This window comes from Vibrio pelagius, from assembly GCF_024347575.1.
Classification (GTDB): domain Bacteria; phylum Pseudomonadota; class Gammaproteobacteria; order Enterobacterales; family Vibrionaceae; genus Vibrio; species Vibrio pelagius.
Genome location: NZ_AP025503.1, coordinates 548,934 through 569,384 on the forward strand (window position 1 = coordinate 548,934; position 20,451 = coordinate 569,384).

Sequence of the window (20,451 nt, forward strand, 5' to 3'; positions counted from 1 at the left end):
ATATAGGTGGGATTTGGATAACACCGATTTATTAGCAAGTTTGAGCTGTAATAAAATTCTCAAAAATCGCCAATATGTGTAAGTATCCTACAATTTTGTTAAGGATAATTGCAATGAAAGTTGAACGATGTAGACCATTTTTTTCGTTTTGAATTGAATTTTTCGCATAACATTTGTGCAACATTAGGCAAATAGAGCCGTTTTTTTGCATTTTTATTGATATTTGTTAGGTGTCTCGCAAACGCTTTTCAGTAAGCTGCCCGGCTTAATTTATGAAATCCTGTAATTAACTTTCATAGATGAAATTGATATTCATTCTTATTTAGCTTGGTGCACCTCTCATGCAATTACACGAATTGGTCAATACGATTGGTCAAGATCTCCAACGTCGCTATGGCGAAAAGGTTCACAAACTGACTCTACATGGCGGTTTCAGTTGCCCTAACCGTGATGGAACCATAGGTCGAGGAGGCTGTACTTTTTGTAACGTTGCGTCGTTTGCAGACGAAGAGACTCAAGTCCAAAGTATTGCGGCTCAACTCAACGATAGAGCGGGTGAAATTGCACGAGCTAAAAAGTATCTCGCTTATTTTCAGGCTTACACCAGTACCTACGCAGAGGTTCAGGTGTTGAAAAATATGTATCAAGAGGCACTGAAAGCACCGGGGGCTGATATCGTTGGATTGTGTGTGGGGACACGCCCCGATTGTGTGCCGGACTCTGTATTAGAATTACTCGCTGGTTATGTAAAGCAAGGCTATGAGATCTGGTTAGAATTGGGACTGCAGACTGCAAATGATCAAACGTTAAAGCGTATCAACCGTGGTCATGATTTCGCTATCTACGAGAGTATTGCCAAGCGTGCCAGAGCTTTGGGAATCAAGGTATGTACTCATTTGATCGTTGGCCTACCTAAAGAGACTAAAGCTGACAACCTTGAAACCTTGGAGCGTGTTTTAAATGTTGGTACGGACGGAATCAAACTCCACGGTCTACATATTGTTGAGGGCAGTACCATGGCTAAAGCGTGGAAAGCGGGTAAGTTAGAGGCCCCCTCTCTAGAAGAGTATGTCGATGTTGCCACGGAGATGATTCAGCGTACTCCGGCGGAGGTGATTTATCATCGAGTCTCTTCTGCAGCGCGCAGGCCAACTTTGCTTTCGCCATTGTGGTGTGAGAACCGTTGGCTCGCGATGACAGAGATTGGTCGCTCGCTAGACAAAAGTGGCGCTCAAGGCTGCAAAAATGGCGAAGCTTTTGTCTACACTTTGCCACAGCTCAATACGACACCGAATTAAGCTGCAACGGCATGTAGAGATAAAAAGATCGATTAGTGATAAGATCCGCCCTTATTAGAGGTCTATACAGATAGAGGGTAGATGGAACCATTGATGATTTGGTTGTGGGACAATGCGATGTTCTATGGATCGTTTATTGTTGCCCTTTTGCTGTTTACCTTGTTCGGTTGGTATCTCTACTCCCGTTATCAAGCTCATATCGAAAATCTACTGCTCATAGCGCCAGCACCTTTGTGTATGGTCGATTTAAAGAGTAGTGAAATCGTGTACGCGAATCGTCAGGCGATGCAACTATTGGGTATCCGCCAAGTAGGGACTCATTTCCGCTATCCAACCCATGATTGTCAAACGGCCTTCACTGGATGTCTTTCTCATCATCAAAGTAGCGACTCATTTGAACAATGTTTGATGTGGGCGCTATCCGATTTCGAATCTTGTAAGGTCAATGTACAAGGGCGTAAAGTGATCTTTCGCGGTAGACGTGTATGGATGCTCTATACAATGCCGCACCAATACTCTAGTGAAGAGCAATCTCAAGAGTTACGAGAGCTTAATGTTGCTCGTACCGTTTTGGATTCACTATCGGAATTGATCCACGTTAAAGATCAAAGAGGCAGCCTTGTCGCCAGTAACCGATCGTTTAAGAAGTTTTGGCATGGTCGATTAGAAGAGGGCACGCTGAGTGTGTCTAGTGGCGCGCAGAAAGGGCGGGTCAGTCAACGCAGCTGGACGACCGATCAAGATGGAAAAAGCTGTCTGCTCGAAACGTATCAAAGTGTGTTGATTGATGGAAATGGCGAGAGAATTGGCACGCTCTCGATTAGTCATGATGTGACGGATTGGCATGACATGCAGCAGCAACTGCGCGGTGAGATGGAGAAGCGTAAAGATACCGAAGTGGCGTTAGCTCAAAGAGATACCATTCTTCAAAGTATCTTAGAAGCAAGTCCTGACTCTATTGGCATCTTCAATGAGAATATGGTTTATCAAGCGTGTAATAAACCGTTTGTTACCGCTTTGGGGATTTCTGAGGTGAGTGATTTGGTCGGTAAGCGGCTGCAAGATGTTGTGCCAAACAGCATGTACATGCGAATTTCAGACTCTGATCATCAGGTTCTTCATCAAGGAAAGTCACTGCGATACATCGATAAGGTCGTCTCTAGTAATGGTGAGCAGACTTGGTACGATGTGGTGAAATCACCCTTTAAAGATCCCGCATCAAGTACCAGTGGTGTATTGATCATGGCCCGCGATATTTCAGAGCGCTATTTAGCTGAGCAGAAACTTGAAGAAGCGAACTCAGAGCTAGAACGCCTGAGTTTCTTGGATAGTCTGACTCAAGTGTCTAACCGTCGTCGTTTTGATGATCAACTCTCAACCCTGTGGCACTTCCACGTTCGAGAAAGACAACCATTGACTATCATGCTATGTGACATCGATTACTTTAAAGGCTACAACGATTTCTATGGTCATCAACAAGGTGATGATGCTCTGATTCAGGTGTCGAAAGCCTTCAAGCGCGTATTGAACCGTTCTTCTGACTGTGTTGCTCGTTATGGTGGTGAAGAGTTTGCTTTCATACTGCCAAACACGGCGACTGAAGGTGCTCAGTTAGTGGCGCAACGTATCCATGATGAAATTCAAAGCCTAGGCATTGTTCATGAAAAATCACTGGTTTCTGAATGGGTAACGGTGAGTATCGGGGTAGTTTCTTACATCCCAACCTTGGACGATGAGATGGAGTCGGCTGTGGCATTGGCGGATAGCGCGCTTTATCAGGCGAAAGCGAATGGACGCAATCAAACCAGTGTTCACCCTAGCTCAACCGGGCGTTTCCATACGCTGGCTCATGAGTCTAAAAGGAGACCAAGATAGGCGTAGTTAAATGCTTATATGGTTGTTGCATGTGATGTGGCTAGCTTACCTCTCCTGCCTAAACAGGGTAGAATATTGCTAGTCTTATCGCATGGAGCCTTAAATGAAACCCATGAAAAATCTTGCCCAGTATTACGTAGATCTTCTCGTAAAGCTGGGAATCGTCCGATTCTCTATTCTCCTCGCATTAGCACTGGTTGCACTCGCAGTTGTGGTTCAAGTTGGTATCACACTGGCTCTAAAAGGCAGTGTCGATGATATCGATATTGTCCGTTCTGTTTTCTTTGGTCTGGTTATCACCCCTTGGGCCGTCTATTTCCTCTCTGTCGTCGTTGACCAGTTAGAGGAGTCTCGTCAGCGTCTCGCTAAATTAGTCTCTAAACTTGGAGACATGCGCGAGCGTGACCAAGAGCTAAACAGCAAATTACAGCTCAATATCGAGAAGCTTAATCAAGAGATCGAAGAGCGTGAAAAGGCTGAAGAGGCGCGTGCTGAAGCAATGCATGACCTAGAGAACGAAGTTTTTCAACGCGAGCGCACTCAGCTTGAATTGGCAGAGCGAACGGCGCTTTTGCGTTCCTTCATTGATGCTTCTCCTGACCTTATCTATTACCGCAACGAAGATGGCGTATTCTCAGGATGTAACCGAGCCGTTGAAGAGCTGACCGGAAAAACAGAGAAAGACTTGGTTGGCTTAACACCTTGGGATGTCTATAGCAAAGAGGTGGCTCAACAAGTCGTTGAGACCGATGAGAAAGTCTTTGCAGATAATCAAGCGGTCACTTACGAGCAGTGGTTAGAGTACCCAGATGGACGTAAGAGTTATTTTGAACTGCGCAAAGTTCCTTTCTACAGCAAAGATGGTCGTCATCTTGGGTTAGTGGGCTTTGGACGAGATATCACGGAGCGCAAAGAGCACGAAGAGTCGCTTGAGAAAGCTAGCCGTGACAAGACGACATTTATTTCAACCATTAGCCATGAGCTGCGTACCCCGCTTAACGGTATTATCGGCTTAAGTCGTATGCTACTTGATAGTCAACTGACCACAGAGCAGCGCAAACATATGCAGACCATTAAAGTCAGTGCTGTCACGCTCGGTAATATCTTTAACGATATTATTGATATGGATAAGTTCGACCGACGCAAGCTTGAGCTTTTCCCCACGCCAATTAACTTTGAAGACTTTGTCTCTGAGATGGAGAGCATCTCTGCGTTGATGGCGGAGCAAAAAGGGCTGAGATTCGACCTTGAAAGGTTATCTGATCTTCCAACTGCAGTTGAAGTGGATGGCACTCGCCTGCGCCAAGTTCTGTGGAATCTCGTGAGTAACGCGATGAAGTTCACCAAAGATGGCGGCGTGGTAATGACGGTGAGTGCAGATATCGAAGACGACTTCGCGCATATCACAATGGAAGTTGAAGATACCGGCATTGGTATTCCTGAGAGCGAAATCGACAAGATCTTTGCGATGTATTACCAAGTGAAATCGGGTTCCGATAACTTACATGCGGTTGGGACAGGTATCGGTTTGGCGGTTTCCAAACAGCTGATCAATATGATGGATGGCGACATCACCGTGAGCAGTGAAGAGGGCTTCGGCAGTACTTTTACAGTCTCGATTCGTGTGCCTGTGAATCACGATACTCAAGCTCTAGTGAAGACGCCAAGAAAACAGTCTCAGTTGAACATCTTCATGGTGGAAGATATTGAGCTCAATGTTACGGTTGCGCGTTCGCTGCTTGAGAGTTTAGGCCATACGGTGACGGTCGTCATGACAGGTAAAGAGGCTCAGATCGCGTTCAATCCACAAGAGTTTGATCTGGTGTTACTGGATATTCAACTCCCAGATATGACTGGCTTTGATATCGCTAAGTACTACCGTGAGAAGTACTCCGAACTCCCGCCGTTGGTGGCGTTGACGGCGAATGTGCTTAACAACAAGAAAGAGTATCTTAACAAAGGGATGGACGATGCCATCAGCAAGCCGCTATCGGTAAAAGCGATCCAAGATGTGATTGCTAAGCTGATAGAGAGCGGTCCGTCGGATACTCCGCAGGCGATTGAAGAGGCACAAATCGTTGAACCTAAAATAACCACCATAGACACCAGCTTGCTTGATATTGAGATGCTGGAGTCTTATGTTGATATTGTTGGCCCCAAGCCAGTGCTCGATAGTATTGCGATGTTTGAACAGATGATGCCTGACTATATGGATATTCTAAACTCGAACATGGTAGCCAAAGATCAAGCCAACATTGTTTCGGAAGCACATAAGATCAAAGGGGCTGCAGGTTCGATTGGTTTGAAGAGAATTCAACAAGTGGCGCAAAAAGCGCAATCACCGGGTCTACCTGCATGGTGGGAGAATATCTCAGATTGGGTCGATGAAATTAACAACGAATATCAGAACGACATTGAAGTCTTAAAGAGTTGGTTAAATCAAAGGTAGAAGAGTAATGAAAAAAATAGCATTCGCCGCCTGTGTTGTGGCATTAGCGGGTTGTTCTGCACCACAAGTAGAATGGCAACAAGACAACCAAGTCGAAGTCTCTACTACGACCATCACTATGAAAAGCAACCTTTGGCTAAATAAAATGCCAACCATAGGTGAAGCACAAGATAACACATTACATGGTGCCATTTACCTTGAATCAGATTCACAACTGCCCGCAACACTGGCTATTGAAAGTGTCACGGTGAAACAAGGCGCGGATACGCTACTTATTACGAGCGATGACCTTGACTTAAGAACGCACAATGAGACCAAATGGGAGGTGGCGTTTACGTGGCAGCTCGAGATTAACAGTGAACAACCTGTTGATGTTGCAGTAGAACTAAAAGATGGTGAAGTGGTGAAGTGGCTGGTTGAGAAAGACGTTAAAGTGGATACGGTTTACTAAATAAGCACTTCAGTAAATCAAGAATAGTGTGCTCCGGCACGCTATTCGCGCCTCATGAAACGGGTATTAAAAAAGGGAGGATGCCAAGCATTCTCCCTTTTTCTATTCACTAAGATGGTGTGAATTAGTCTTCTAGATCACCACAGAAGCGGTAGCCTTCACCGTGAATCGTAGCAATGATCTCTGGCGTGCCTGATACAGATTCAAAGTGCTTACGAATACGACGGATAGTTACGTCTACTGTACGGTCATGTGGCTTAAGCTCACGGCCAGTCATCTTTTTAAGAAGGTCAGCACGAGTTTGAATCTTGCCTGGGTTCTCACAGAAGTGCAGTAGAGCACGGAACTCAGAGCGAGGCAGCTTGTAGCCTTCGCCATCTGGGCTTACTAGAGAGCGGCTGTTGATATCCAAAACCCAACCGTTGAATTCGTACTTTTCAACGCTGCGCTTCTCTTCTTGAACCGTGCTTGTGCTCATCGAGCGGTTCAGAAGGTTGCGTGCACGGATAGTCAGTTCACGAGGGTTAAAAGGCTTAGTGATGTAATCATCTGCACCAATTTCTAGACCAAGGATTTTGTCTACTTCATTATCACGACCAGTCAAGAACATTAGCGCAACGTTTGCTTGCTCACGTAGTTCACGAGCAAGCAGAAGGCCGTTCTTACCAGGTAAGTTGATGTCCATGATAACAAGGTTCACTTGGTTGTCAGACAGCACTTGGTGCATCTCTTCACCGTCGCTAGCCTCAAAAACAGCATATCCCTCTGCTTCAAAAATACTCTTAAGAGTGTTACGAGTTACTTGCTCATCTTCTACGATAAGAATCTGCGGGGTTTGCATTTTGGCGGTACCTAAATTTGTGACGAAACTGTGCTAATAGAATAAATTCTAGGCAAAAACATAACATACAGGTAATGTAATTTTGATGATAACTCAAAGTTTTCAAAAATACACTTACTTCCAGCTGTCTGCCTTCCTTGAAGTATTGCCAATAACGTAGATCCAGTACGCCTTTTAATCATTCTGTTAGTGATTGTTGAGGATTCTATAATGTTAACAGCATGCTAACAACGCGATAATGTTAATTCCATTCACTTTGTTGATTTATATCAATTGCTGTCTGGTATAAAACTTGATTAGTATGAGTTACTGTTTAATCAACACTATAAATGATTAAATAGCCATAAATATGGAATGGCTATTCGAACTGGCTCGTATATTTTGCTTTCATAGTCACACTTGACTACTTCGATAGTAGGCTGTGGCACTAAGGAAGCGATAAGCTGTCTCTTAATTATAGACGTATTGAAAACAAAGGATTTATTTTTACTTTAAGCATGGGACTCGCGGTATGGGCTGCCTGTCTCGCTCATGGAGGATATATGCACGATATAACACCGGACTTATGTGATGAGTTCGAAAGCAAAGTGACGCTACTTAACCTCCCTTTACAGAACTACGGCCAGCGAGCTGCGTTCTGGGGGGAAATTGTAACAGTGCGTTGCTATCACGATAATTCTAAGGTTCGTGATGTGTTAGAGGGTGACGGAAAAGGCAAGGTATTGGTGGTCGATGGAAATGGTTCCTGCCAAAAAGCCTTACTAGGTGATCAACTTGCTATACTGGCGATAGAGAATGGCTGGGAAGGCGTGATCGTCAATGGCGCTATCCGTGATGTCGGTATGATGTCGCAGATGGATCTTGGCGTGCAAGCTCTAGGCTCTTCACCGTTCAAAACCGAGAAACGTGGCAGTGGTCAAGTGAATGTGACACTCACTATACATAATCAATTGATTCAGCCAGGCGACTACATCTATGCGGATTGGAATGGAGCGCTCCTCTCTTCAGAGCAGCTGATTAACTCTTAGCTAGCGGTTTTAAAGCCAAAACGAGAGAAGGTTTGGAAGTTGGAGTTGCCTAGAAGCAAAAATCGTTTAAAAGCGGAAACCAATCCCAACTTCCACTCCTTGCTGCCACTCTTCGTAATCTAGGGTGGCATGTAGGTCTAGGTTATCGGTCAGTTGGACGCGACTGGTCACCTCAGCAGCAATCGACTTTTCTTTTCCTTGTTCGGCATTCTCTTCACTGCTGTAGGTATGCAGAGTACTGTTGAAAGAGATACGATCGCTCAGTTGATAGCTTACGCCACTGAGAAATCCATTCTCATGTTTTAGAGCATCGCTATTGATACGAGCACCCACGAACAGGTCGACGTTCTTGAATACCGAGTATGAATAGCCGCTGTCGACTTTCCAAACATCGAAGGATTCATTGGTTGAACTTTGGCTTGAGATAAAAAACTTGTGTGCCGAGGTGTCGAGTTGGCTCGGCAATAGAGGCAACGAGCTCGCGTTACAAACAACAGGTACAGCAAAGGTTAAAAGAAATAGTAGTCTTTTCACTTTCCACTCCTGAAGTCGTTATTATTTGTTATATACGTTTGCTGTCTAATTAAAGCACAGATCTTGGTGGTTGACTGTACGAACTCGATACCTTTTTGTTCGAATTAGATAAGCAATTAGTTGCTTTTGCGATCTGAAGCAAACTCTACTCATTTTTTATGCCTTGTATTTCATGGCTACTTTCTGCTCTAAATAACGTCTTACTATGAAAAATGTCGTGAATGCGAAAAAAAAGTAACTTTTCATTGACGAGCTGTAGCAAAACTTGATACACGTAGAGATAAGCAAACGCAGAGAATTGAATATGCAGCACTCAAGCCACCTAGTAATGACCACAACCATTATTATTACCGACATTACAATTGTTGGGGCAGGCTGCTAACTAACGGATTTACAAATAAAGGCCTGTATCCCACAAGATACAGGCCTTTTTTTATACCATTTTTATGACTTATGGAGAGGAAGGGATGCGAGTTTTAAAGTTTGGAGGTTCATCATTAGCGGACGCCGATCGTTTTTTGAGAGCGGCGGATATCATTGCTAATAATGCCCAGCAAGAAGAGCTAGCGGTCGTGCTATCTGCACCGGGAAAAACAACAAACAAGTTGGTTGCGGTGATTGAATCGGCACTTAAACATGGTGAAGCGGAATCTCAAATCAAAGAGATAGAGTCCTCTTTTTTAGCTCTATTTTCTGATATTAAAGCGTTGGTTCCGGGCATAGACGGCTCGGCGTTCCAAGAGCAAGTGGATACATCACTGACTCAACTGCGTCAGTTTGTAAATGGTATTGATCTATTAGGCATGTGTCCTAATCATGTGAACGCACGCATCATCAGCAAAGGTGAGCGTATCTCCATCCAGCTGATGAAGGCTGTACTAGAAGCAAAAGGTCAGCCAGCGAATCTTATCGACCCGGTTCAGTACCTGTATGCGAAAGGCGATCATCTAGAGGCGATGGTTGATGTTGATGTCTCTACACAGAACTTCCGTCAAAATCCTCTTCCTCAAGGACACGTTAACATCATGCCTGGCTTTACTGCCGGCAATGACAAAGGTGAACTAGTTACGCTGGGTCGAAATGGTTCTGACTACTCAGCAGCGGTATTGGCAGCGTGTCTGCGTGCTGATTGTTGTGAGATCTGGACTGATGTAGACGGCGTTTATAACTGTGACCCTCGTCTTGTTGATGATGCTCGTCTTCTTAAGTCATTGAGCTACCAAGAAGCGATGGAGCTTTCATACTTTGGTGCTTCTGTTCTTCACCCGAAAACGATCGCACCAATTGCTCAGTTCCACATTCCTTGCCTGATCAAAAACAGCTTTAACCCTCAAGGTGCGGGCACACTGATTGGCCAAGACACTGGTGAAGACAACCTAGCGATCAAAGGCATCACTACGCTTAGTGACTTAACAATGGTTAACGTTTCAGGCCCAGGTATGAAGGGCATGGTTGGCATGGCGAGCCGCGTATTCGGTGCAATGTCTTCTGCTGGCGTTTCAATTGTTCTTATTACTCAGTCTTCATCTGAGTACAGCATCAGCTTCTGTATCGAATCTGCAGATAAGCAGAAAGCACAACAAGTGTTGTCTGAAGCGTTTGAACTTGAACTGAAAGATGGCCTACTTGAGCCAGTAGAGTTCATGGATGACGTAGCTATCGTAACACTGGTTGGTGACGGCATGCGTACTTCACGCGGTGTTGCTTCTCAATTCTTCTCTTCACTGGCAGAAGTGAACGTAAACATCGTGGCGATCGCACAAGGCTCTTCTGAGCGAGCAATCTCAGCAGTGATTCCTGAAGATAAAATCTCTGAGGCGATCAAAGCGTGTCACGAAAATCTATTCAACTCTAAGCACTTCCTTGATGTCTTCGTTGTCGGTGTTGGCGGCGTTGGTGGCGAGCTGGTGGATCAGATCAAGCGTCAGCAAGGTAAATTGGCAGAGAAAGGCATTGTTATCCGCGTATGTGGTTTAGCAAACAGTAAAGGTCTACTGCTTGATAGTGAAGGTCTACCACTGGAGCACTGGCGTGATCGCATGAACAGTGCAACCGAAGAGTTCAGTCTTCCTCGAATTGCGGCTTTGGTTCAGCGTAACCACATCATCAACCCAGTACTGGTTGATTGTACGTCGAGTGAAGCGATTGCAAATCAGTATGCCGATTTCCTAGCAGCAGGCTTCCACGTTGTTACACCGAATAAGAAAGCAAACACAGCAAGCATGGCGTACTACCATCAGCTTCGTGAAGTGGCACGCAACTCACGTCGTAAGCTGATGTACGAGACAACGGTCGGTGCTGGCCTTCCGGTTATCGAGAACTTGCAGAACCTTATCTCTGCGGGTGATGAACTTGAGAAATTTAACGGCATCCTATCGGGCTCTCTATCTTACATATTCGGTAAGCTTGATGAAGGTATGACTCTGAGCCAAGCAACTAATATTGCGAAAGATAACGGCTTTACAGAACCTGACCCACGTGACGATCTATCGGGCATGGATGTGGCGCGTAAGCTACTTATCTTGGCGCGTGAAGCAGGTATGGCATTAGAGCTTGAAGACGTAGAAGTTGACCAAGCACTGCCACCAGGTTTTGATGATTCAGGTAGCGTAGAAGAGTTCATGGCGCGTCTACCAGAAGCGGATGCTTACTTCCAAGAGCAGTCAGCAAAAGCGGCTGAAGAAGGCAAAGTGCTGCGTTATGTCGGCGAAATTGCCGATGGTAAATGTAAGGTGCGCATCGCTGCAGTTGATGGCGATGACCCAATGTTCAAGATTAAAGATGGTGAGAACGCGCTGGCATTCTATAGCCGTTACTACCAACCAATCCCACTAGTACTGCGTGGTTACGGTGCGGGTACTGAGGTAACAGCAGCAGGTGTATTCTCTGATGTAATGCGTACCCTTGGCTGGAAATTAGGAGTATAAGAATGAGTTCAAGTGATATGGATGTTGTAGTTTATGCTCCAGCTTCAATCGGTAACGTCAGCGTTGGTTTTGATGTCCTTGGTGCAGCAGTGTCGCCTATCGATGGCACACTGCTTGGTGACCGAGTGATGGTGAAAGCAGGTGATGAACCATTCTCTCTAAAAACGGCAGGCAGCTTTGTTTCTAAGCTGCCAACAGAAGCAAAAGAGAACATTGTTTACGATTGTTGGACAGTGTTTGCTCGTGAAATCGATAAGAAGGGTGTTGCTCTTAAACCACTAGAGATGACGCTAGAAAAGAACATGCCGATTGGCTCTGGTTTGGGTTCAAGTGCATGTTCGATTGTTGCCGCACTGGATGCCTTGAACCGTTTCCATGGTCAGCCGCTAGACGAAACTGAATTGCTTGCGCTGATGGGGGAAATGGAAGGCAAGATTTCAGGTGGCGTTCACTACGATAACGTGGCTCCATGTTACCTTGGTGGCGTGCAATTGATGCTGGAAGAGCTGGGTATTATCAGCCAAGAGGTGCCTTGCTTTGATGATTGGTACTGGGTAATGGCGTATCCGGGGATTAAGGTATCGACGGCGGAAGCGCGAGAGATCCTACCATCTCAATACCGTCGCCAAGATATCATTGCTCATGGTCGTCACCTTGCTGGCTTTATTCACGCTTGCCACTCTGGTCAGCCAGAGCTTGCCGCAAAAATGATCAAAGACGTGATCGCAGAACCATATCGTGAGAAACTGCTACCAGGTTTTGCTGACGCTCGTAAATATGCGTTGTCAGCGGGAGCGCTTGCAACGGGAATCTCCGGCAGCGGTCCGACCTTATTTAGCATTTGCAAAGAAAAAGATGTCGCTGAGCGTGTTGCACGCTGGCTAGAACAAAATTACGTACAAAATGAAGAAGGATTCGTCCATGTTTGTCGTTTGGACAAGCAAGGCTCGATCGTTACAGGAAGTGAGTTATGAAGCTGTACAACATCAAAGAAAATGATGAACAAGTCTCTTTTGGCCAAGCCGTTCGCCAAGGTCTAGGTCGTAACCAAGGTCTATTTTTTCCATCAGAGCTACCAAAGTTTGATGATATCGATGCACTACTTGCAGAGGACTTTGTCCCTCGTAGCGCAAAGATCCTATCGGCACTGATTGGTGATGAACTGCCAAAAGAGCAGATCGATCAAATGGTAGATGCAGCATTCCAATTCCCTGCACCTATCAACCAAGTGAAAGATGGTGTTTACGCACTTGAGTTGTTCCATGGTCCAACGCTGGCGTTTAAAGATTTTGGTGGCCGCTTTATGGCGCAGTCTCTGGCAGCTGTTTCAGACGGCGGCAAGATCACCATCCTCACGGCGACATCAGGTGATACAGGCGCAGCTGTTGCGCACGCGTTCTACGGTATGGAAGACATCAACGTTGTAATTCTTTACCCGAAAGGCAAGATCAGCCCACTGCAAGAGAAGCTGTTCTGTACACTAGGTAAAAACATCCATACTGTTGCTATCGACGGTGACTTCGATGCGTGTCAGGCACTGGTTAAGCAAGCATTTGATGACGCAGCACTGCGTGAAGAGATCGGGCTGAACTCAGCGAACTCTATCAACATCAGTCGTCTAATGGCGCAGATCTGTTACTACTTCGAAGCGGCTTCTCAGCTGACTAAAGAGCAGCGTGAAAACTTAGTGGTTTCAGTACCAAGCGGTAACTTCGGTAACCTAACTGCAGGTCTATTGGCAAAAGCGTTAGGTCTACCAGTTAAGCGTTTCATCGCTGCGACCAATGAAAATGACACAGTGCCACGTTACTTAGAAACTGGCGAGTGGGATCCAAAGCCGACTGTTGCAACCACATCAAACGCAATGGATGTGAGCCAACCGAACAACTGGCCTCGTATCGAAGAGCTTTGCCAACTGAAAGGTTGGGGCTTGGATACACTGGGTAAAGGTAAAGTATCTGATGAGCAGAGCGCAGAATCAGTACGTGACCTAAAAGCACAAGGCTACCTATGTGAACCACACGGTGCTATCGCTTATCGTCTACTAGACGAGCAGTTGCAAGAGGGTGAAACAGGCCTGTTCTTATGTACGGCTCACCCGGCTAAATTCAAAGAAGTGGTTGATGACATTCTAGGTTCAGACATCGATCTACCAGGTCCGCTAGCGAAACACGCTGCGATGGAGCTACTGTCTGAAGATCTTGCGAATGACTTTGATGCTCTTAAAGAGGTACTGCGTCGAGTTCAGCCATAGTTCTGAATACGCCAATTCTGATATGACAAACCGATGACGGTTTTGTTAGATTAAACGAAAAGGTGAGTGCCATGGGTATTCACCTTTTTTATTGGCTATGGATACGAGGAGAAGGTATGCACTTTTTAGTGTTTCTAGGCTCAGTACGAGAAAGCACGCCACCGAAACCAGCACGAGTGGGGGAGCGAGTCAGTCAGGCGTGTTTGAAGCTGCTGAATAAAACTTACCCTGAGCACACGGTGGAGATCATCGACCCTCTTGATTATGAGCTTGGGCCGATATTCAAGCCGGAGTTTTCTTACCGACGCTCCCAGGTGCCAGCTTCGTTAAGCGAGTTAGCGGAGAAGATAAAACAAGCTGATGGTTATGTGATGGTGAGTCCTGAATACAATCACTCGATGAGCCCAGCACTAGCAAACATTCTGAATCATTTTGGGAGTTCGCTGTTTTCTTATAAACCGAGTGCGATAGTGACCTATTCTGCGGGGCAGTGGGGAGGCGCTCGCGCGGCGGTATCGATGAGAACCTTCTTATCAGAGCTAGGGTGTTTACCCGTGTCTGCGATGATTCATCTACCTAGAGCGCAGCAAGTATTCAATGAAGAGGGAAGTGTGGCGGATGTTTCAGATCAGGAACAATGGGATGAATACATGAATCGAACTCTGCACCAGTTGGTGTGGTGGGCAGAAGGGGCTGCTCAGCAGCGAGATAAACTCGACCCTACCACGTTAGCCAAAGCGTTTCGCAAAGATCCTTCCCAAAGGAATGCGCCGTAAATGATAGACATAAAAAAAGCTTGGTCAGTAATGACCAAGCTTTTTAAATTTGGTTACGCTTAAGCTCTAAATTATAGAGACTCAGTGAACGTACGTGCGATAACATCACGTTGCTGTTCAGTCGTTAGCGAGTTGAAACGTACAGCGTAGCCCGATACACGGATAGTTAGCTGAGGGTAGTTCTCTGGGTGAGCAACTGCGTCTTCTAGCGTTTCGCGCTTAAGAACGTTTACGTTTAGGTGTTGACCACCTTCAATGCGAGGTGCAGTTTCGATTGCAACTTCACGGCTCTCGTACTCACCTAGATCAGCAGCTGGGATAACTTGGTCAGCTTCGAAACCAGCAGTTGCTGCAACACAACGCGCTTCGTTCTTTTCGCTATCTAGTAGCCAGATTGAGTTAAGTAGTTCGTCGTTTGCTGCTTTAGTAATTTGAATACCTTGGATCATCACTATCTCCTAGTCCACTGAATGTGGTTTGATTTATGGTGTTAACTTTCGAATTTTGTTGAGCTGGCTTATATATACCTATTTTTAATTAGCTTAATATTGATTTAAGTCAAAAAACAACCAAAAACCTTAATTTCTTAATGGTAATTGTTTTGAGTTAAATCAATAAAAGCTTTGAAAACAATGTAGTTACAAAATATTTTAAACTATAAAAAATATTTAACGGAAATTTTTGTTGTAAATTTACTACAAAAATAGTGCTTTTATTGAACTGATGTGGATATAAACAAGTATTTATCCGTCATTCTGTAAGTGTGAAGTGATTTAATGACAAACAGTAATTCTCTAGCGAAAAATACCTCAAACTCTCGCCAAAAATTCATCGGTGCTCATGTTTCTGCGGCTGGAGGTGTCGATCAAGCTCCGATGCGCGCACGTGAAATTGGTGCCAACGCATTTGCGCTATTTACTAAGAATCAGAGGCAGTGGGCGGCAAAGCCATTGGAGCCCAAAAACATCAGTGCATTCAAAGCCAACTGCAAGATGTTGGGTTTTGGTGCGGAGCACATTCTTCCTCACGATTCTTATTTGATTAACCTAGGTGCCCCAGAAGAGGAGAAGCTCGAAAAGTCTCGCGCGGCGTTTATTGACGAGATGGAGCGTTGTAACCAACTTGGTCTGACGCTGCTTAATTTCCATCCTGGGAGTCATTTAAAGAAAATGTCTGAAAGTGACTGTTTGGCGCGCATCGCGGAGTCTATCAATATTGCTCATCGCGCGGTGCCCAATGTGATCGCTGTGATTGAAAATACGTCTGGGCAAGGGACTAATTTAGGTTGGAAGTTTGAGCATCTAGCGGAAATCATCGATCAAGTTGAAGATAAAGCTCGAGTGGGTGTTTGTTTAGATACTTGCCACACCTTTACTGCAGGTTACGACCTGAGAACCAAAGAAGCCTGTGAAGCGACCTTTGCTGAGTTCGATCGTATTGTTGGTATGCACTATCTAAGAGCAATGCACATCAATGATTCAAAAGCTGAGTTCGCAAGTCGTGTCGATCGACACCATTCGCTAGGACAAGGTGAAATTGGTTGGACGTGTTTCGAGTATATCGCGAGTGATTCGCGCTTCGATAACATGCCGCTGATTCTCGAAACGATCGATTCTTCGATTTGGAAAGAGGAAATTCAACAACTTAGAATGTATCACCACGCGTCTGTGAACGCAGAGTGATCATTGAGTACAGTAAACCTTAAAAAAACTATGGCTAAATGAGGTTGTTGGCACCTTTCTTTCATAGTGTTTAATGAATATGTATTTCACTATGTAATAGAGGAGGGTGCCATTATGTATTCGACCACTTACACACCTAAAGCTAATCTTCATGTTTCGACGATTCATGCGACCCCACGTTTGCCGACTCCAAATCGTCATATTCACAGTCACGGTCATCATCGAACGCCTCAGAAAGGTCAATCGTGATTCCCTTCTTTTTATTCAGCGGTGAGTATCGATGAATCTCTATCTGCGAATTTGGACAATGATGTTTATTAATAGCGGTATGAGGTATAACTAGGCTTTACAGTCACAGTTATCACTTATACCGCTATTTTTATCTGAGCAACTCGCTTGTGTCATTTACTAGCGTTACTGAGTGACATCGTTCGGGAGCAATTCAATGAGTTCGTCGCAGACTTGGCAAGAGATTATTCGTCAGCAACAGAGCCAAGCTTACTTTCACCACATCAACGACTTTGTAGAAAAGCAAAGACGGGATGGTAAGGTCATCTATCCACCCCAAGATCAGGTATTCAGCGCCTTTGATATGACGCCCTTTGAGGATGTGCGTGTGGTGATTCTGGGGCAAGATCCCTATCACGGTGCTCAACAGGCACATGGTTTGGCCTTTTCTGTACTGCCAGGAGTTAAGATCCCGCCTTCTCTGCGTAACATGTATAAAGAACTTGCCGATGATATTGAGGATTTTGAGCCACCCTCACACGGTTATCTTGAGTCATGGGCAAAGCAGGGCGTGTTGATGCTCAATACTGTACTCACTGTCGAAGAGGGCAAGGCGCACTCGCATGCTAAATGTGGCTGGGAGACGTTTACCGATCATATCATTGCGCAGCTTAATGAACGCAATGAGCCGATTATCTTTTTATTGTGGGGCGCGCATGCCCAGAAGAAAGGGCAAACTATTGACGAAAGTAAGCATTTTGTCTTGAACGCTCCACACCCATCGCCGCTTTCTGCACGACGTGGCTTTTTGGGCTGTAAGCACTTTTCTCGAACTAATGAACTATTGAAGTCTCAAAATTTGTCTGTGATTGACTGGCGTTTACCTTTCGAAGTCTAAAGTTGATGGTTTTCTGAGCAGCGTCAAACCTAACTCTCCTATCATCATATACACTTATAAAGAGTAGGTGTAATGGAGTGCAATACTATGATGATTGAAAGGATAAGAAGAGAGCATGGTTACATGGCTCGTCTGCTCATGATCTTAAAGACAAAACTTGAGCTTCTACAGAAAGAGCGAGCGATAAACTACAGCTTAGTGGCGGAAGTGGTGCACTATTTAATGAACCACTCAGATAAAGTGCATCATCCTAAAGAAGACATTATCTATCGTCACTATTTAAAACATTACGGTAAACAGCAGGCCATCGAAGATCTGGAACTTGAACATCAGCTGTTGGCGGAGAAGACCGCTGACTTCTTAGATGTGGTTGAGATGATTCTTCAAGATGCGGTAGTTCCTCAGCAGGTGTTTATTGATCAGCTCGCTGCATTCATTGAAGCGCAGCGAAAGCATATGGAGTATGAAGAGAAAGTTATTTTACCGATCATTGTCGGGGCTTTTTCGGTACAAGACTGGCGCAGTGTTGAAGAGCTTTGGCAACAGCCAGAGGATGATCCTGTATTCGGTGACACGATTGCCGACCAATACCGTCAGCTTGCCACTCGAGTTCGTCAAAGTGAACAGGAGTGTGTGTAGCTCTATATATTGGTAGTATCAAAACAAAAGGCACCCGGTTGGGTGCCTATATTTTATCTATCGTATCTATTAAAGCTTAATGTCGTCGAGGTCGAAATCTAGACCAAGATTCATATCCATGAGTTCTTTTTGAAGGCGTCGACGATCGTTAATCTCCTCAATCTCACGCCACTTGCGTTTTAGAGGTTTTGAGCGCCCTTTCTGTGTTGCACGAGGTAGATCAAGTTCTGTGATTTCATCGTATTGAAAGTTATCCATAAGCTATATCTCCTTCCGTGGGAATAGTCCTTTCGGACTCATTAAATACCATAGTTAACGCCACCATAACTTTGATTTGTTTCTCATTTGTTTCATATTCATGAAGGTTTCGTGTGGTTTTTTGACTTACCATCACACATGCGGCCTATATTTGTGTTCAAAAAGTAGGCAAACAAACTTAGGGAAACGATTAAATTCACTCTCTACGAATGTTAATTCATTGTGCGAAGCTTATGCTCCTTTTGTCACAATGCAACTAAACACATATCTAAAGGATGAGTGGGTGTTTTACTTGATACTTCCAAAAACGGTGATTGTTCACTATACCTTGTAAAGCCTAGCCTGACGGTTAATTTATGGAGTTTCGTGCGGGATAAGGTGAGATAGGGTCCATTGTTGTGCTTATGTCCCGATAATGTGACTTTTATGAGGTGTTGTTGTTGCGGTTTGTGTTAATAAAAGGTGTCTTTTTAGTGAAATGTCACTTTAATATAATACCTTGTGCATATTGATTTTTGCCAAATCTCGCTGCATTATCCGCCCGTCAAAAATACACTGATACGTAAAATGGATGCATGAAGCGACATTTACATTCTCAATCGCCGCAAGAACATAACAATGAATGCTGACACTACATTGACAGAAGCATAGGCGATCAAGAGGAAGGCTAGGAAGCATGATCAGTGCTTAAACTCAATACGAGGTTCACGTGACAGATTTAATCAATTTAATGAACGATCTTCTTTGGGGATCAATCTTAGTTTACTTGCTCGTTGGTGTGGGTATCTACTTCACCGTACGACTAGGCTTCATTCAGTTCCGCCATTTTGGCCACATGTTCTCTGTTCTGAAGAACAGCCGTAAAGCAGACAGCGCTGGTATCTCATCTTTCCAAGCTCTTTGTACTAGTCTTGCTGCTCGTGTTGGTACAGGTAACATGGCGGGTGTTGCAGTTGCTCTAACCGCTGGTGGCCCAGGTGCTATCTTCTGGATGTGGCTCATTGCTATGCTGGGTATGGCGACGTCGTTTGCAGAGAGCACGCTAGCTCAACTGTACAAAACGCGCGATAACGACGGTAACTACCGTGGCGGCCCTGCTTACTACATGGAAAAAGGTCTAGGAATGCGTTGGATGGGGGTTCTATTCTCTGTCTTCTTAATCATTGCATTTGGTCTTGTTTTCAATGCGGTACAAGCAAACGCGATCGCAAGCGCAATGAATACCGCGTTTGACTTTGAGCGTAGCTACACTGGTGTTGCGATTGTGGTTATCTCAGCATTCGTTATCTTCGGTGGTATCCGTAAGATCGCACGTACTGCTGAAATTATTGTACCTATCATGGCGCTGGCTTACCTTGCGATTGCGCTATTCATCATGTTCGCAAACATTGAGAGAGTACCAGAAGTATTGGCTCTTATCTTCAAGAGTGCATTCGGTCTGCAAGAAGCAGCGGCTGGTGGTCTAGGCTACGCAATCGCGCAAGCAATGATCAACGGTATTAAACGTGGTCTATTCTCGAATGAAGCGGGTATGGGTTCTGCGCCTAACGCAGCGGCATCAGCAACACCTTACCCACCGCACCCTGCGTCTCAAGGTTATGTGCAGATGCTAGGTGTGTTCATGGACACCATCGTTATCTGTTCAGCAACGGTTGCGATCATCCTAATGTCGGGTGAGTACGTTCCTCATGGTGAAGTAACAGGTATCGAACTGACTCAACGTGCACTAACAGCACAAGTAGGTTCATGGGGTGGTATCTTTGTTGCTGTAGCGATCTTCTTCTTCGCTTTCACTTCTATCATCGCGAACTACTCGTACGCTGAAACAAACCTAATCTTCCTTGAGCACAACAACAAGAAAGGCCTAGTGCTTTTCCGAGTTATCGTTCTAGGTATGGTTATGTTTGGTTCAATGGCAACATTGCCAACAGTATGGGCATTGGCTGACGTATCTATGGGTCTAATGGCGATTGTTAACTTGGTAGCGATTATCCTGCTATCAGGCATCGTGATAAAGCTTGCGAAAGACTACAACCGTCAACTAGACGCGGGTAAAGTTCCAACGTTCGATGCGAACGATTTCCCAGAGCTTAAGTCTCAGCTAGAAGATGGTATTTGGGACGGCAACAAGAAGTAATCTTGTGATGCGGCTCTGAGCAATATAGAGCGTTCACCGTTTCTCAAATTGAAAGGCTAAGGTAGTGATACCTTAGCCTTTTTTACTGTGTGGATATTAGTGAAATCGATGTTTATCTATCGAAGTAATAGGAAGAGTCGTAAAGACAAATTGATGTTTTTTCTATACTCTATCAA

At 45.0% G+C, this 20,451-nt stretch carries 17 protein-coding genes and 1 other annotated feature; of the genes, 13 read left to right on the top strand and 4 right to left on the bottom strand.

Annotated features, from left to right (window positions below; genetic code table 11):
- Positions 1–341 precede the first annotated feature (341 nt).
- From mnmL to vsple_RS02440, 4 genes are all read left to right on the top strand, one after another.
- Positions 342–1,298 carry a tRNA modification radical SAM protein MnmL/YtqA gene (gene mnmL / locus vsple_RS02425; RefSeq protein ID WP_255231451.1) on the top strand — a complete coding sequence of 319 codons (957 nt, stop codon included), beginning with the start codon at positions 342–344 and terminating at the stop codon, positions 1,296–1,298.
- Between the two features lie 81 nt (positions 1,299–1,379).
- Positions 1,380–3,173 carry a diguanylate cyclase domain-containing protein gene (locus tag vsple_RS02430; protein ID WP_261882579.1) on the top strand — a complete coding sequence of 598 codons (1,794 nt, stop codon included), beginning with the start codon at positions 1,380–1,382 and terminating at the stop codon, positions 3,171–3,173.
- 103 nt (positions 3,174–3,276) lie between these two features.
- A complete protein-coding gene (gene arcB / locus vsple_RS02435; RefSeq protein WP_261882580.1) occupies positions 3,277–5,622 on the top strand; it encodes an aerobic respiration two-component sensor histidine kinase ArcB in 2,346 nt (781 codons plus the stop codon).
- Between the two features lie 7 nt (positions 5,623–5,629).
- Positions 5,630–6,073 carry a hypothetical protein gene (locus tag vsple_RS02440; RefSeq protein WP_255231448.1) on the top strand — a complete coding sequence of 148 codons (444 nt, stop codon included), beginning with the start codon at positions 5,630–5,632 and terminating at the stop codon, positions 6,071–6,073.
- A 124-nt stretch (positions 6,074–6,197) separates the two neighbouring features.
- Here the strand turns inward: vsple_RS02440 and arcA are convergent, their stop codons facing one another.
- On the bottom strand, positions 6,198–6,914 hold the full coding sequence (arcA, locus tag vsple_RS02445; RefSeq protein WP_255231447.1) for a two-component system response regulator ArcA: 717 nt from the start codon (positions 6,912–6,914) through the stop codon (positions 6,198–6,200).
- 542 nt (positions 6,915–7,456) lie between these two features.
- Here arcA and vsple_RS02450 point away from each other — a divergent pair.
- Positions 7,457–7,942 (top strand): putative 4-hydroxy-4-methyl-2-oxoglutarate aldolase, encoded by a 486-nt coding sequence (locus tag vsple_RS02450; RefSeq protein WP_261882581.1) that lies wholly within the window; start codon positions 7,457–7,459, stop codon positions 7,940–7,942.
- A 66-nt stretch (positions 7,943–8,008) separates the two neighbouring features.
- Here the strand turns inward: vsple_RS02450 and vsple_RS02455 are convergent, their stop codons facing one another.
- The gene (locus tag vsple_RS02455; RefSeq protein WP_255231445.1) at positions 8,009–8,476 is read right to left on the bottom strand and encodes a ribonuclease regulator; all 468 of its coding nucleotides are present in this window, start codon (positions 8,474–8,476) and stop codon (positions 8,009–8,011) included.
- A 320-nt stretch (positions 8,477–8,796) separates the two neighbouring features.
- Positions 8,797–8,912 (top strand) — a sequence feature (Thr leader region).
- 31 nt (positions 8,913–8,943) lie between these two features.
- Between vsple_RS02455 and thrA the strand changes: the two genes are divergently transcribed.
- From thrA to vsple_RS02475, 4 genes are all read left to right on the top strand, one after another.
- Entirely contained in the window at positions 8,944–11,403 is a 2,460-nt protein-coding gene (gene thrA / locus vsple_RS02460; protein ID WP_261882582.1) for a bifunctional aspartate kinase/homoserine dehydrogenase I, read from the top strand.
- 17 nt (positions 11,404–11,420) lie between these two features.
- Entirely contained in the window at positions 11,421–12,377 is a 957-nt protein-coding gene (thrB, locus tag vsple_RS02465; protein ID WP_032553216.1) for a homoserine kinase, read from the top strand.
- Positions 12,374–13,657 (top strand): threonine synthase, encoded by a 1,284-nt coding sequence (thrC, locus tag vsple_RS02470; protein WP_261882583.1) that lies wholly within the window; start codon positions 12,374–12,376, stop codon positions 13,655–13,657. The genes thrB and thrC overlap by 4 nt, the downstream gene beginning before the upstream one ends.
- Before the next feature lie 116 nt (positions 13,658–13,773).
- Positions 13,774–14,433 (top strand): NADPH-dependent FMN reductase, encoded by a 660-nt coding sequence (locus vsple_RS02475; protein ID WP_261882584.1) that lies wholly within the window; start codon positions 13,774–13,776, stop codon positions 14,431–14,433.
- Between the two features lie 71 nt (positions 14,434–14,504).
- Here vsple_RS02475 and grcA read toward each other — a convergent pair whose 3' ends face one another.
- A complete protein-coding gene (gene grcA / locus vsple_RS02480) occupies positions 14,505–14,882 on the bottom strand; it encodes an autonomous glycyl radical cofactor GrcA (RefSeq protein WP_150895821.1) in 378 nt (125 codons plus the stop codon).
- Between the two features lie 327 nt (positions 14,883–15,209).
- On the opposite strand from grcA, the gene nfo reads away from it, so the two are divergent.
- The 3 genes from nfo to vsple_RS02495 all read left to right on the top strand — a co-directional run bounded on the left by nfo (position 15,210) and on the right by vsple_RS02495 (position 17,880).
- Positions 15,210–16,115: a deoxyribonuclease IV gene (gene nfo, locus vsple_RS02485; RefSeq protein WP_261882585.1), complete on the top strand. Its 906-nt coding sequence runs from the start codon at positions 15,210–15,212 to the stop codon at positions 16,113–16,115.
- A 445-nt stretch (positions 16,116–16,560) separates the two neighbouring features.
- Positions 16,561–17,241 (top strand): uracil-DNA glycosylase, encoded by a 681-nt coding sequence (gene ung, locus vsple_RS02490; protein WP_261882586.1) that lies wholly within the window; start codon positions 16,561–16,563, stop codon positions 17,239–17,241.
- Positions 17,242–17,328: 87 nt separating this feature from the next.
- Positions 17,329–17,880, top strand: a complete 552-nt coding sequence (locus tag vsple_RS02495; protein ID WP_255231440.1) for a hemerythrin domain-containing protein — start codon at positions 17,329–17,331, stop codon at positions 17,878–17,880.
- A 69-nt stretch (positions 17,881–17,949) separates the two neighbouring features.
- Here the strand turns inward: vsple_RS02495 and vsple_RS02500 are convergent, their stop codons facing one another.
- Positions 17,950–18,138, bottom strand: a complete 189-nt coding sequence (locus vsple_RS02500; protein ID WP_032553153.1) for a DUF3545 family protein — start codon at positions 18,136–18,138, stop codon at positions 17,950–17,952.
- A 709-nt stretch (positions 18,139–18,847) separates the two neighbouring features.
- Here vsple_RS02500 and vsple_RS02505 point away from each other — a divergent pair.
- Positions 18,848–20,275, top strand: a complete 1,428-nt coding sequence (locus tag vsple_RS02505) for an alanine/glycine:cation symporter family protein (RefSeq protein WP_255231439.1) — start codon at positions 18,848–18,850, stop codon at positions 20,273–20,275.
- Positions 20,276–20,451 lie beyond the last annotated feature (176 nt).

What these genes read in the sequence shown, in the direction of transcription:
- vsple_RS02500 (WP_032553153.1), bottom strand. Translation starts at nt 18,138, where the DNA reads ATGGATAACTTTCAATACGATGAAATCACAGAACTTGATCTACCTCGT.
- thrB (WP_032553216.1), top strand. Translation starts at nt 11,421, where the DNA reads ATGGATGTTGTAGTTTATGCTCCAGCTTCAATCGGTAACGTCAGCGTT.
- mnmL (WP_255231451.1), top strand. Translation starts at nt 342, where the DNA reads ATGCAATTACACGAATTGGTCAATACGATTGGTCAAGATCTCCAACGT.
- vsple_RS02475 (WP_261882584.1), top strand. Translation starts at nt 13,774, where the DNA reads ATGCACTTTTTAGTGTTTCTAGGCTCAGTACGAGAAAGCACGCCACCG.
- grcA (WP_150895821.1), bottom strand. Translation starts at nt 14,882, where the DNA reads ATGATCCAAGGTATTCAAATTACTAAAGCAGCAAACGACGAACTACTT.
- vsple_RS02495 (WP_255231440.1), top strand. Translation starts at nt 17,329, where the DNA reads ATGATGATTGAAAGGATAAGAAGAGAGCATGGTTACATGGCTCGTCTG.
- vsple_RS02450 (WP_261882581.1), top strand. Translation starts at nt 7,457, where the DNA reads ATGCACGATATAACACCGGACTTATGTGATGAGTTCGAAAGCAAAGTG.
- thrA (WP_261882582.1), top strand. Translation starts at nt 8,944, where the DNA reads ATGCGAGTTTTAAAGTTTGGAGGTTCATCATTAGCGGACGCCGATCGT.
- arcA (WP_255231447.1), bottom strand. Translation starts at nt 6,914, where the DNA reads ATGCAAACCCCGCAGATTCTTATCGTAGAAGATGAGCAAGTAACTCGT.
- arcB (WP_261882580.1), top strand. Translation starts at nt 3,277, where the DNA reads ATGAAACCCATGAAAAATCTTGCCCAGTATTACGTAGATCTTCTCGTA.
- nfo (WP_261882585.1), top strand. Translation starts at nt 15,210, where the DNA reads ATGACAAACAGTAATTCTCTAGCGAAAAATACCTCAAACTCTCGCCAA.
- ung (WP_261882586.1), top strand. Translation starts at nt 16,561, where the DNA reads ATGAGTTCGTCGCAGACTTGGCAAGAGATTATTCGTCAGCAACAGAGC.
- vsple_RS02440 (WP_255231448.1), top strand. Translation starts at nt 5,630, where the DNA reads ATGAAAAAAATAGCATTCGCCGCCTGTGTTGTGGCATTAGCGGGTTGT.
- vsple_RS02430 (WP_261882579.1), top strand. Translation starts at nt 1,380, where the DNA reads ATGGAACCATTGATGATTTGGTTGTGGGACAATGCGATGTTCTATGGA.
- thrC (WP_261882583.1), top strand. Translation starts at nt 12,374, where the DNA reads ATGAAGCTGTACAACATCAAAGAAAATGATGAACAAGTCTCTTTTGGC.